This window comes from Streptomyces flavidovirens DSM 40150, from assembly GCF_000429085.1.
Lineage (GTDB): Bacteria > Actinomycetota > Actinomycetes > Streptomycetales > Streptomycetaceae > Streptomyces > Streptomyces flavidovirens.
The window spans coordinates 239,949-251,942 of record NZ_AUBE01000005.1; the positions used below are offsets into that span (position 1 = coordinate 239,949).

The 11,994-nt window shown below is 70.0% G+C and carries 9 protein-coding genes; 6 read left to right on the forward strand and 3 right to left on the reverse strand.

What is annotated here, in order from left to right; genetic code table 11:
* Positions 1 to 321: 321 nt before the first annotated feature.
* From helR to G412_RS0110315, 3 genes are all read right to left on the reverse strand, one after another.
* The gene (gene helR / locus G412_RS0110305; protein ID WP_028812028.1) at positions 322 to 2,484 is read right to left on the reverse strand and encodes an RNA polymerase recycling motor ATPase HelR; all 2,163 of its coding nucleotides are present in this window, start codon (positions 2,482 to 2,484) and stop codon (positions 322 to 324) included.
* Positions 2,485 to 2,755: 271 nt separating this feature from the next.
* Complete coding sequence (locus tag G412_RS0110310; protein ID WP_208857855.1) at positions 2,756 to 3,967, reverse strand: glycosyltransferase; 1,212 nt, start codon at positions 3,965 to 3,967, stop codon at positions 2,756 to 2,758.
* A gap of 234 nt (positions 3,968 to 4,201) precedes the next feature.
* On the reverse strand, positions 4,202 to 4,855 hold the full coding sequence (locus tag G412_RS0110315) for a GntR family transcriptional regulator (RefSeq protein ID WP_051338252.1): 654 nt from the start codon (positions 4,853 to 4,855) through the stop codon (positions 4,202 to 4,204).
* A gap of 109 nt (positions 4,856 to 4,964) precedes the next feature.
* On the opposite strand from G412_RS0110315, the gene G412_RS0110320 reads away from it, so the two are divergent.
* From G412_RS0110320 to G412_RS0110345, 6 genes are all read left to right on the forward strand, one after another.
* A complete protein-coding gene (locus G412_RS0110320) occupies positions 4,965 to 6,212 on the forward strand; it encodes a sarcosine oxidase subunit beta family protein (RefSeq protein WP_028812031.1) in 1,248 nt (415 codons plus the stop codon).
* Between the two features lie 26 nt (positions 6,213 to 6,238).
* A complete protein-coding gene (locus G412_RS41585) occupies positions 6,239 to 6,562 on the forward strand; it encodes a sarcosine oxidase subunit delta family protein (RefSeq protein WP_028812032.1) in 324 nt (107 codons plus the stop codon).
* Positions 6,562 to 9,423 (forward strand): 2Fe-2S iron-sulfur cluster-binding protein, encoded by a 2,862-nt coding sequence (locus G412_RS0110330; protein WP_028812033.1) that lies wholly within the window; start codon positions 6,562 to 6,564, stop codon positions 9,421 to 9,423. The genes G412_RS41585 and G412_RS0110330 overlap by 1 nt, the downstream gene beginning before the upstream one ends.
* Complete coding sequence (locus G412_RS0110335; protein ID WP_028812034.1) at positions 9,413 to 10,006, forward strand: sarcosine oxidase subunit gamma; 594 nt, start codon at positions 9,413 to 9,415, stop codon at positions 10,004 to 10,006. The genes G412_RS0110330 and G412_RS0110335 overlap by 11 nt, the downstream gene beginning before the upstream one ends.
* Before the next feature lie 227 nt (positions 10,007 to 10,233).
* Positions 10,234 to 10,719: a cation:proton antiporter regulatory subunit gene (locus G412_RS0110340; protein ID WP_028812035.1), complete on the forward strand. Its 486-nt coding sequence runs from the start codon at positions 10,234 to 10,236 to the stop codon at positions 10,717 to 10,719.
* 6 nt (positions 10,720 to 10,725) lie between these two features.
* Positions 10,726 to 11,943: a cation:proton antiporter gene (locus tag G412_RS0110345; protein WP_028812036.1), complete on the forward strand. Its 1,218-nt coding sequence runs from the start codon at positions 10,726 to 10,728 to the stop codon at positions 11,941 to 11,943.
* Positions 11,944 to 11,994 lie beyond the last annotated feature (51 nt).

Sequence of the window (11,994 nt, forward strand, 5' to 3'; positions counted from 1 at the left end):
GCGGCAGCTACCGGTAAGGCCGGGCACCGCCACGGCGCTGCGCCGGCACTTCAGCCGCACGGCCGGCGTGCTCCGGACACCTACCGCCGCACGTCCGCGAGCACTGGGCCCATGGCCGCCCATGGCCGCCCGGAACCTTCCCGGCAGGTTGAGCCCGAGCGGCACAGCAACGCGCTACGGCTTCGTGACCGCGTCACCCGTACCGGCGCGGAGTCGGTCCCGTACCACCGAGATGGCTACGACCAGCGCTGCCACCAGCACGGAGAAAAACACCTGGTCGCGCCCCGCGCCGCCATGGGAGGGCGGTTCGTCCGGGCGTCGTCAGGAGCTCGTGAGGATGACGAGTTGCTGGGTTGCCCGGGTCATCGCGACATAACGGTCGACCGCTCCCTCAACGCCCTTGCCGAACGCCTCTGGGTCGATGAGGACGACCAGGTCGAACTCGAGCCCCTTCGACAGCTCCGGGGTCAGCGACCGGACGCGGGACGTCGTCCGGAATGTGCTGCCCTCAATCTCACCAGCGCCGATGACGCAGGCGATCCCGTCGGCATGTGCGGCGAGCCAGGTGTCGAGCATCGAGCTCAGATCCGAAGCGGGTCCGTGTACGACGGGGATATCGCTGCTCCGGATGGAGGTCGGCACGTTGGCGTCCGGGAGCACGGCCCGGATGACCGGCTCGGCTTCCGCCGTGATTTCTTGCGGCGTCCGGTAGTTGATGCTCAGGGAGGCCAGGCTGATCCGGTCGAGCCCGATCCGTTCGAGCCGTTCCTGCCACGACTCCGTGAATCCGTGCCTCGCCTGGGCACGGTCTCCGACGATGGTGAAGCTCCGGGACGGGCACCGGAGCAGCAACATCTGCCACTCCGCGTCGGTCAGTTCCTGGGCCTCGTCCACGACGATGTGCGCGAACGGACCGGCGAGGAGGTCCGGGGCGGCGGCGGGCGACGCGGTCGCGTCGACCAGGGTGTCCTTCATGTCCTGCCCGTGCAGCATCGTCACCGCACCTTCCCCATCGGCATCGGCCTCAAGCAGGGCGTCGATGACGCTGGCCATGTGCTCGCGTTCGGCGGCGACAAAGGCGTTGTGCCGAAGCTTACGCCGCGACGCCTCCAGGTCACCGAGCCGCTGCCGCGCCGCGTCCAGGAGCGGCAGGTCGGACACCGTCCAGGCCTGGGCGTCCCGGCGCTGCAACTGCTGTACGTCGTCGGGGCTGAGCCAGGGAGCGCACTTCCGCAGGTAGGCGGGTACCGACCACAGGTCTCCGACGAGGTCAGCCGCTTCGAGCAGCGGCCACGCGCGGTTGAAGGCCGTGAGCAACTCCCGGTTCTTCAGCAGCGACTTGCGCAGCAGGTCGGCCGGGGCGTCGCCGTCGTGCTTGTCCATCAGGATCGTAAGCAGCTCCTCCCAGACCTGGTCGCGCGCCTCGTTGTGCGGAGTACCTGGTTCTGCTGCTTCGAACGCCACGGCCCAGTCGTCGGCGCTCAGCCAGATGTCGGACCAGTGGGTAGTGACCGTCATCCCCCGGGTGGGCGGCTCCTCGTAGAACCTGACGGCCGTCTCGATCGCCTTCACCAGGTTCGCGGACGACTTCAGGAGGGCCACCTTCGGGTCGTCCTCGAGCAGTGCTGCGGCACCCTCGGCGACGAGGTCCCGCAGGGTGCAGGTCTGCACGCCCTCCTCTCCGAGGCTGGGGAGGACATCGGCGACGTAACCCAGGTAGGGCCGGCTCGGACCGACGAACAGCACGCCGCCCCGGCGGTGACCGAGGCGAGGGTCGGAGTAGAGGAGGTAGGCGGAGCGGTGCAGAGCGACGACGGTCTTCCCCGTGCCCGGACCGCCGTCGACGACGAGAGCGCCGCGGGATCCCGCGCGGATGATGGCGTCCTGGTCGGCCTGGATGGTGCCGAGCACGTCTCGCATCCGTGGCGACCGGCTGCTGCCCAGGCCGGCGATGAAGGCGGACTGGTCATCGAGCGCGGCGTGCCCGGCAAACCCGTCCGAGGTGAACACCTCGTCCCAGTAGTCGCTGATCCGGCCGCCGGTCCAGCGGTACCTGCGGCGGCTTGCCAGACCCATCGGGTTGGCGTGGGTGGCTCCGAAGAACGGCTCAGCCGCGGGGGAGCGCCAGTCGAGCAGCAGCCGACGGCCCGCGCTGTCCGTAAGGCCGAGCCGTCCGACGTACACGGGCTCGGGGTTGTCCGCGCTGACCATGTGCCCGAGGCACAGGTCCAGACCGAAGCGACGCAGTGCGCGCAGGCGGGCGGTCAGCCGGTGGATCTCCACGTCCCGGTCCATCGCCTGCCGGCCCATGCCGCCGGGCGCCTTGCGCTCGGCATCGAGGCGGTCGGACAGCTCGCCGACCGACTGCTCCAGGCACTGCGCGATGGCCGCGAAGTGCTGCTCATCGCCGGCGATCAGCGTTGGGTCGGCCTTGGGGGAGAGGCGGTCGGGAAGGTCAAACGCGCTGGTGGTCAGGGGGTGCAGGGGGTTCACGGCATCAGCTCCGATATGAGGTCGCTCGCGACCATTGCGCGCGGCAAGGCGTCTGGACCGGCGTGACGAACCTGGCGGCCATGGCGGGCAACGCTCCGCCTGACGTGGACCCGTGGCCGTTGTCGGCTCAGCTCGCCAGGGTGTGCGGTTCTCGCGTTCTGGGGTCTTGGGCTCTGGGCTCTGGGCTCTGGGTCCCGCGCCCTCGGTCCTCGGGCCTCGCTCCGTGGTCCCGCGTGGTTCACGCGGACACCGGCGGCGTTTCTCAGCCGGCCGCGTCGAGCAGCAGCTTCGCGGCCACCGTTGTCCCGTCGGTGCGGATCGTGCCGGCCACGGCGGTCGCTCGTGCGCGGGTTTCGGGGGTCAGGGCCGTCCTGAGCGCGGCCGACAGGGACTCGGTGGTCGGAGCAGGGCCGTCGTGTGCCGCGCCGATGCCCAGGTCGGCCACCCGGCAGGCCCAGTACGGCTGGTCCGCCACCTGGGGTACCACCACCTGCGGCGCGCCGGCCCGCGCGGCCGTCGTCGTGGTGCCCGCACCGCCGTGGTGCACGACAGCGGCCACCCGGCCGAACAGTGCCTGCTGGTTGACCTCGCCGACGGCGAAGCAGTCGTCCCGGTCGTCGATCAGGGCCAGGTCGGCCCAGCCACTGGCCACCACCACGCGGCGGCCCTGCGCACGGACCGCCTCGATGGCCACCCGGGCGGCGTCCTGCGAGTCGCGCATGGGCATGCTGCCGAAGCCCACGTACACCGGTGGATCCCCGGCGTCCAGGAACGCCACCAACTCGGCGGGGAGCGGGCGTTCGTCGGGCAGGAACCACGCGCCGGTCTGTACGACATCGAGGTCCGCCGGCTCCTGCCACGGGTCCAGGGTGGGGTCTGTCGCCAGCCATGGCCGGTCGCCGATGACGTAGTCGCGGATGTTGGCCACCGGGGACAGGCCGATCGACGCCCGGTTCGTGTTGAGCGCCGCACCGAACAACGCGTTGATGCTCCGGGCGTCCAGGTCCCACAGCTTCCGGTTGTCGGTCACCTCCGGCGGGAACGGCCGGCCCGGATACGCCAGTGGCGGGTGGTGCGGCGACGGCAGGGTGAGCTGCTGAAACGTCACGGACACGGAGGGGATGCCCAGTTTCTCGGCCACGGACAGCGCGCCGGCCGCCGCAGGCATCGCGCCGGTCGCCACCAGCACATCGCACCCCTCGGCCGCCGCGGTGACCGCCTCGAACTGGCCGGCGATCAACTCGGCCGCGCGCCGGGGCAGGTTCGCCGGCGACGGCGGCGGCGAACCGGTGGTCAGCGCGCGCGCCGACCGGCCCACCGGCACCAGCGGCACGCCGACACCGGCCAGCCGCTGCGCGAAGTCCTCGTCCGGCGGCGCGCACACCCGAACCTCCGCGCCGAGTGCCCGTAACCGCACCGCGAGTCCCACCAGCGGTTCAACGTCGCCGCGCGACCCATACGTAGACAACAACACACGCACTTCGTGACTCCCACATTCCCGCAGGTTCTGGCTTCGGCCGCCGATTCTGCGGCATAGACCGGGTCTTGCCGCAAGGCCCCCCGTGCGCTATATGTTGAGAGTGGAAAGGAGCGGGTACTCCCCTTTCCCCCTTTCTCGTCCGCTGTGGACGGACAATCTCCTGCGAAGCGGCGCCACCCCCCGGCCTACTGGCGTGCGGGCGAGTCTCTACGGGCGTGGCCTGCGGGGTCAGATGACGCTGCGGATCGCCGCCTCGAACCCTTCCACGTGGCCTGCGGCAAGGGCCGCGGCCTTCTGTGCATCGTGGTCGATGATGGCGCGCAACAGCGGCCCGTGCTCGTGCACGTGACCTGCCAGACCCGGCAGCCGGTCGATGAACAGACACCAGATCCGCGTGGCCAGATTGTCGTACCTGACCAAGGTGTCCTCGAGGTAGGGATTGCGGGTTGCGGCGTAGATGGCACGGTGCACGGTCATGTCGAGCCGAATCAGGTCCTCGCCGCCGTCGGATGTGTCCGCCAGTTGTGCGAGCAACCGGTTGAGTTCGCCGCGGTCGCCCTCGCCTGCGCGTTGGGCCGCCAGGGCCGCAGCGAGGGGCTCAAGCTGCTGACGGACCTCTGAGATGTGTCTGAGATCGGCGATCTGCACCTCGGTGGCAAAGGTCCCGCGCCGGGGGTAGGAGACGATGAGGCGTTCGTGCTCCAGCCGTTTCAGCGCCTCCCGGACCGGGGTGCGCCCGAAACCGAGTTCGGCGGCGATCCGCTCGTCATTGATGGGTTCTCCAGGGCGGATCCGGAGGGTCACAAGACGGTCCGAGATGGAGCGATAGGCCTGGTCGGCCAGCGTTCCAAGGCCCTGACCAGCGACGGTCGACGAAGTCACTCCACATCCTTCCTTGACGCGGCCCGATCCGCCCTCCTAGGGTATCGCAACAGAAAATTGATATATCAGTCGGCTTTTAGTTTGGTGCGGCCGAGGAGGCTGGTCAGTAATGCGCCCCCACGACAACGCTCCCCCCACGCCCGGCGACGTCCTGCCCGACCACCCTGAATTCCTGTGGCGCAATCCCGACCCCAAGCCGTCCTATGACGTCGTCATCGTCGGCGGCGGCGGACACGGCCTGGCCACCGCCTACTACCTGGCCAAGAACCACGGCATCACCAACATCGCGGTTCTGGAAAAGGGATGGCTCGCGGGCGGCAACATGGCCCGCAACACCACCATCATCCGCTCCAACTACCTGTGGGACGAAAGCTCCGGCATCTACGAGCACTCGCTGAAGCTGTGGGAGACCCTCGAAGAGGACCTCGACTACCCCATCCTGTTCAGCCAGCGCGGCGTACTCAACCTCGCCCACAGCCTGCAGGACATCCGCGACAGCAAACGCCGTGTCTATGCCAACCAGCTCAACGGCATCGACGCCGAGTGGCTGGAACCGGACGAGGTCGCCAAGGTCTGCCCCATCGTCAACATCTCACCCGACGTGCGCTACCCGGTGCTCGGTGCCACCTACCAGCCCCGTGCGGGCATCGCCAAGCACGACTACGTCGCCTGGGGCTTCGCACGCAGGGCCAACAGCTACGGCATCGACCTGATCCAGGACTGCGAAGTCACGGGCATCGACATCCACAACGGCCGCGTGGCAGGGGTGCGGACCACGCGTGGCCACATCGCCGCCGGGAAGGTCGCACTCGCTGCCGCAGGGCACTCCTCCGTACTGGCCTCCATGGCCGGCCTGCGGCTCCCCCTGCAGAGCCACCCGCTTCAGGCGCTGGTCTCGGAACTGCTGGAACCGGTGCACCCGACCGTCGTGATGTCGAACGCCGTGCACGTGTACGTCTCCCAGGCACACAAGGGCGAGCTCGTCATGGGAGCCGGCATCGACAGCTACAACGGCTACGGACAACGCGGCGCGTTCCACATCCTGGAACGCCAGATGGCCGCCGCGCTGGAACTCTTCCCCGTCTTCGCCCGCGCCCACATGCTGCGCACCTGGGCCGGCATCGTCGATGTCACGCCGGACGCCTCTCCCATCGTCGGCCAGACCCCCATCCAGGACCTCTACCTCAACTGCGGCTGGGGCACCGGCGGCTTCAAGGCCACACCGGGCGTCGGCTGGTGCTACGCGCACACCATCGCCACCGGCGAACCGCACCCGTACAACGCGCCCTTCACCCTCTCTCGCTTCACCACCGGCGCCCTGGTCGACGAGCACGGCGCGGCCGGCGTCGCCCACTGACCGCCACCCCGGCCAAGGAGACCGACATGCAGCTCATAGCCTGCCCCTGGTGCGGTGAGCGCGAGGAGACCGAATTCCGCTACGGAGGACAGGCCCACGTCGCCTACCCCGACGACCCGTACGCGCTCGATGACGAGCAGTGGGCCCAGTACGTCTTCTTCCGCGACAACCCCAAGGGCCCGTTCGCCGAGCGGTGGGTGCACTCGGCCGGCTGCCGGCGCTGGTTCAACGCCCTGCGCGACACCGTCACCCACGAGTTCCTCAGGGTTTATGTCATCAGTGCCCAGCACCCCCTCACCACGAGCACCGCACCCGCCGCGCAGCAGCGGAAGGGTCAGGAGGCGATCTGATGAACAGCCCATTCCGTGCCCGTGGCCACGGGCACATCGACCGTGACACCACACTCTCCTTCACCTTCGACGGCACCGCCTACACCGGGCACCCCGGCGACACCCTCGCCTCGGCCCTGCTGGCCAACGGGGTGCACCAGGTGGCCCGCAGCATCAAGTACGGAAGGCCGCGCGGTGTCCTGGCCGCCGGAGCCGAAGAGCCCAACGCGCTCGTGCAGATCGAAGTCCCCTTCCCCGAGCCCATGCTCACGGCCACCACCGTGGAGCTGTACGAAGGCCTCGTCGCGCGGGGGCTGTCCGGCCAGGGCCGGCTGAGCAGCCGGCCGGACACGGCCCGCTACGACACCATGCACGCCCACTGCGACATTCTGGTCGTCGGCGCCGGCCCGGCCGGACTGGCCGCCACCCTGGCGGCCGCCCGGGCCGGAGCCCGCGTGGTTCTCGTCGACGAACTTCCCCGGCCCGGCGGGTCGTTGCTCGGCACCCGGGAACTGCTCGACGGCGTACCGGCGACCGCGTGGGTGAGTGATGTCGCCGCGGAGATCGCCGCCTGTTCCGACGTGCGGGTACTGCAGCGCACCACCGCGTTCGGTTGCTACGACGACGGCCTTGTCCTGGCCCTGGAGAAGCGCACGGACCACCTCGGTGCCGCGGCGCCCGCCCACATCTCGCGGCAAAGGATCTGGCGCATCCGTGCCAAGCAAGTCGTCTTCGCCACCGGTGCCTACGAGCGGCCGGTCGCCTTCGACGACAACGACCGCCCCGGTGTCATGCTGGCAGGATCGGCGCGTGCGTACCTCAACCGCTTCGGCGTACTGTCCGGGCGGCAGGCCGTCGTGTTCACCACGAACGACAGCGTCTATCCGGCAGCGCTCGAACTGGCCGACGCGGGCCTTCGGACCGCCGCGGTGATCGACGCCCGCGAGGAGGTGCCGGCGTACTGGCGCACCGCGTGCGACGAGCGGGGCATCGACGTACGCGCGGGCCACGTCGTCACCGGAACCAGCGGGATCGAGCGCCTCTCCCGCGCCCACGTCGCGGCCTTCAGCCACGGACGCCTCGGCGACCGGCAGGGAATCGACTGCGATCTGCTGCTCGTCTCCGGTGGCTGGAATCCGGCCGTGGCGCTGTTCAGCCAGGCCCGCGGCACCCTGGACTACGACGCGGGGATCGGTGCCTTCGTGCCCGCGCAGGCGCCCGGCAATGTCCGTACGGCGGGAGCGGCAAGCGGCACCTTCACCCTGACCGGCTGCCTGGCCGACGGCGCGGACGCCGCCCGGCGAGCCCTGTCGGCCATCGGCAGGACCGGCCGGACGGTCGCCCTGCCGGCCGCCGCCCCGCTTCCGGACGCGGCACCCGGCAGGGTGCTGTGGCGGGTCCCGAGCCCGCGGGACAGCCCGGACGGCTCGCACCAGTTCGTCGACCTGCAGCGTGACGCGCTCGTCGCCGACGTGCTGCGGGCGACGGGGGCAGGCTTGCGGTCGGTGGAGCACGTCAAGCGCTACACCACCATCGGCACCGCCCACGACCAGGGCCGCACGTCGGGCGTGATGGCCTCCGGCATCGTCGCCGAGGCGCTCGGGATGGACGTCGCCGAGCTCGGCACCACCCGCTTCCGCCCGCCCGCCGTGCCGGTCGCCTTCGCCGCCCTCGCGGGCCGCAACCGCGGGGAGCTTTTCGATCCGGTACGGGTGACCGCGCTGCACCCCTGGCATGTCGAGCACGGCGCCCTGTTCGAGGACGTCGGCCAGTGGAAGCGTCCCTGGTACTACCCGCAGGCAGGCGAGACCATGGACGAGGCGGTCCTGCGCGAGTGCCGGGCGGCCCGCACGGGCGTCGCGCTGATGGACGGCTCCACACTCGGCAAGATCAACGTGCAGGGCCCGGACGCCGGCGTGCTCCTTGACCGGCTCTACACGAACATGATGAGCACGCTCAAGGTGGGCCGGGTCCGCTACGGCGTGATGTGCGGCATCGACGGCATGGCCCTCGACGACGGCACCGTGATCCGTGTGGCCGAGCAGGAATTCCTGCTGACCACCACCACCGGCAACGCGGCCAGGATCCTCGAATGGATGGAGGAATGGCTGCAGACGGAGTGGCCCGGCCTGCGCGTCCACCTCACCTCCGTCACCGAGCACTGGGCGACCATCCCCCTGGTCGGCCCCCGCTCCCGCGACGTGCTGGCGGTGGTGGCTCCCGGCCTGGACGTCGACAACGACGCCTTCCCGTTCATGTCCTGGCGGGACGCCACCGTCGCCGGCATCCCGGCGCGGGTGTGCCGCATCAGCTTCTCCGGTGAACTCGCCTACGAGATCAACGTGCCCGCCTGGGACGGCATCACCGTATGGAAGGCCCTGTACGCGGCCGGCAGCGCGTACGGCATCACTCCGTACGGCACAGAGACGATGCACGTACTGCGCGCCGAGAAGGCCTACCCGATCATCGGGCAGGACACCGACGGCACCATCACCCCGCAGGATCTGGGCATGTCGTGGGTCGTTTCCAAGAAGAAGCCGGACTTCATCGGCAAGCGGTCCTTCTCCCGCGAAGAAAACCGACGCGGCGACCGCAAGCAACTGGTGGGCCTGCTGCCCGCCGACGAGCAAGTCCTCCTGCCCGAAGGCGCCCAGATCATCGCCACCAGCAGCATTCCGGCGCCACCGGTACCCATGCTGGGCCACGTCACCTCCAGCTACCGCAGCGACGCCCTGCAGCGGACGTTCGCCCTCGCCCTGGTGCGCTCGGGAACTCGGCGCATCGGCGAAACCCTCTACGTCCCGCTGGACGGTCGGACCGTCCCTGTGACCGTGACCGAACCTGTGCTCTTCGACAAGGAGGGAACTCGCCGTGACGGTTGAGACGCCCACGCGCTACAGCCCGCTCTCCGCGTGGCAGGACGCCCTGGCCCGCCTGCCCACCGGAGTGCAGGTGAGGGAACTGCCCTTCCTCACCCAGCTCAACCTGCGGCTGCAGCCCGGCAGTGCTGCGGCACAGGCCGTCGAGGCTGCCTTGGGCCTCACGCTGCCGGGCCCCCTGCGCGCCGGGATGTCCGGCGACGTAAAGCTGCTGTGGATGGGCCCGGACGAGTGGCTGCTGGTGGCGCCCGAGGGCCGGCAGCACGATCTCGTCGCGCAACTGCGGTCGGCCATCGGTGACGAGTTCGCCACCGTCACCGACGTGTCGGCGCAGCGCACCACGCTGGCCCTGTCCGGGCACCTCGTCCGCGAGGTGCTGGCTCAGGGCTGTGCGATTGATCTGGATCCGCGGGTGACGCCCGTCGGCTCGTGCCTGACAACGGTGCTGGCACAGGCCCCGATCACCCTGGTGGTACGGGGAGACGCAGCCTCCAGCGTGTGGCTGCTGGTCCGCTCCTCGTTCGCGTCCTACCTGGCCACCTGGCTCGTCGACGCCTGCACGGAATACCGGGGCGGCACCGGATGAGGGTCAGTGTCTTCGCCAAGTTCGTGTGTGCGGCGGAGCAGGAAAAACCGCTGGGGGAGCAGAGCCGCGTACCTCTCGAGCAGACATGGCTTGCCGCATCCGCGCCGTAAACCTGCGTGATGCACAATCGCCTGCCCAACGGGCACTCGTGCACGCGCTGACAGGCTGTACCCGAGCGACCGCCGTGAAACCCGCACACCTGCACCCACGTTGTTTTGGAGCACGCCATGGAGCCCACGGCTCACACCCGTAAAACCGTCCTGCCCGGAGTCGGCACCCGCTACGACCTGGAAACCGAAGCCGGCCGCCATCTCTCGGTCGTCATCCACCAGGACGGGCGGCGGATCCTCGCCTTCCACGATCCCGAAGAGGACGACAACTGCCGGGACTCGGCCGCGCTCGCGCCGCACGAGTCGACGGCCCTGGGCAAGCTGCTGACCCCCGACCCGGTCGCACATCTCCATCAGCACATGGAGATCGACCTGGTCACCGAACACATCGAGGTCACCAAACGCTCGCCGTACGCGGGACGCACGCTCGGCTCGACCCGGGCGCGCTCGCGCACCGGCGCCTCCATCGTCGCCGTCCTGCGCCGTACGACGGCCGTCCCGTCACCCGCCCCCGACTTCCGCTTCGCCATCGGTGACACCCTCGTCGTCGTCGGTACGCGAGAAGGCGTCGACGCCGTCGCCGAACTGATCACCGGAGGATAGCCGCCCGTGCACGACACCACCGCCATGCTCATCGAACTCGGGGCCGTCATCCTTGGTCTGGGCATCCTGGGACGCCTCGCCGGCCGAGTCGGATTCTCACCCATACCTCTCTACCTGCTCGCCGGCCTGGCCTTCGGCCACGGCGGCATACTCCCGCTCCAGGCCAGCGAGGAGTTCATCGCCACCGGCGCCGAAATAGGCGTCATCCTCCTGCTCCTCCTCCTCGGCCTGGAGTACAGCGCCTCCGAACTCGTCACCAACCTCAAGACCCAATACCCCTCCGGCGCCGTCGACTTCGTCCTCAACGCCGTACCCGGCGCCGCCGCAGCCCTGATCCTCGGCTGGGGACCGGTCGCCGCCGTCGCACTGGCCGGAGTCACCTGGATCTCCTCCTCCGGCGTCATCGCCAAGGTCCTCGGCGACCTCGCCCGCCTCGGCAACCGGGAAACCCCCGTCGTCCTCGGCGTTCTGGTCATCGAAGACCTGGCCATGGCCGTCTACCTGCCCATCCTCACCGCCCTGCTCGCCGGAGTGAGCCTCGCGGGCGGCACGATCACCCTGCTGATCTCGCTGGGAACCGTCGGCGCTGTCCTGTACCTGGCCCTGCGCCACGGCCGCCTCATCAGCAAGGCCGTCTCCTCCGACAACGCCGAGATGCTCCTCCTGGTCGTCCTCGGCCTCACGCTCCTCGTCGCCGGGATCGCCCAGGAACTCCAGGTCTCCGCGGCCGTCGGCGCCTTCCTCGTCGGCATCGCCCTGTCCGGAGAGGTCGCCGAAGGTGCCAGCAACCTGCTGACCCCGCTCCGCGACCTGTTCGCCGCCGTCTTCTTCGTCTTCTTCGGTCTGTCCACCGACCCTGCCGACATCCCGCCCGTCCTCGTCCCCGCGCTGATCCTCGCCGTCGTCACCGCCCTCACGAAGATCATCACCGGTTGGTACGCCGCCCGCCGCGCTGGCATCGGCACGCGTGGCCGCTGGCGCGCCGGAGGCACCCTCGTCGCCCGCGGCGAGTTCTCCATCGTCATCGCCGGCCTCGCCGTCGGCGTTGAACCCCGCGTCGGCCCCCTGGCCACCGCCTACGTACTGATCCTCGTCATCATCGGCCCGCTCGCCGCCCGCTGGACCGAACCCCTCGCCCGCCGCCTCACCCGCCGCCCGGCCAACCCGGCGCCCGCCGCTGCCCCGGAGGCGGAACGAGCCGACGCCGTCCACACGGCCACCTGATGCGCCCCCTTCGCGCGGTGGCAGCCGGCTTGGGCCTTGTCACCGGCTGCC

Bases quoted from the DNA above. Each gene is read 5' to 3' on its own strand.
- G412_RS0110320 (WP_028812031.1), top strand. From the start codon at position 4,965: ATGCGCCCCCACGACAACGCTCCCCCCACGCCCGGCGACGTCCTGCCC.
- G412_RS41585 (WP_028812032.1), top strand. From the start codon at position 6,239: ATGCAGCTCATAGCCTGCCCCTGGTGCGGTGAGCGCGAGGAGACCGAA.
- G412_RS0110330 (WP_028812033.1), top strand. From the start codon at position 6,562: ATGAACAGCCCATTCCGTGCCCGTGGCCACGGGCACATCGACCGTGAC.
- G412_RS0110340 (WP_028812035.1), top strand. From the start codon at position 10,234: ATGGAGCCCACGGCTCACACCCGTAAAACCGTCCTGCCCGGAGTCGGC.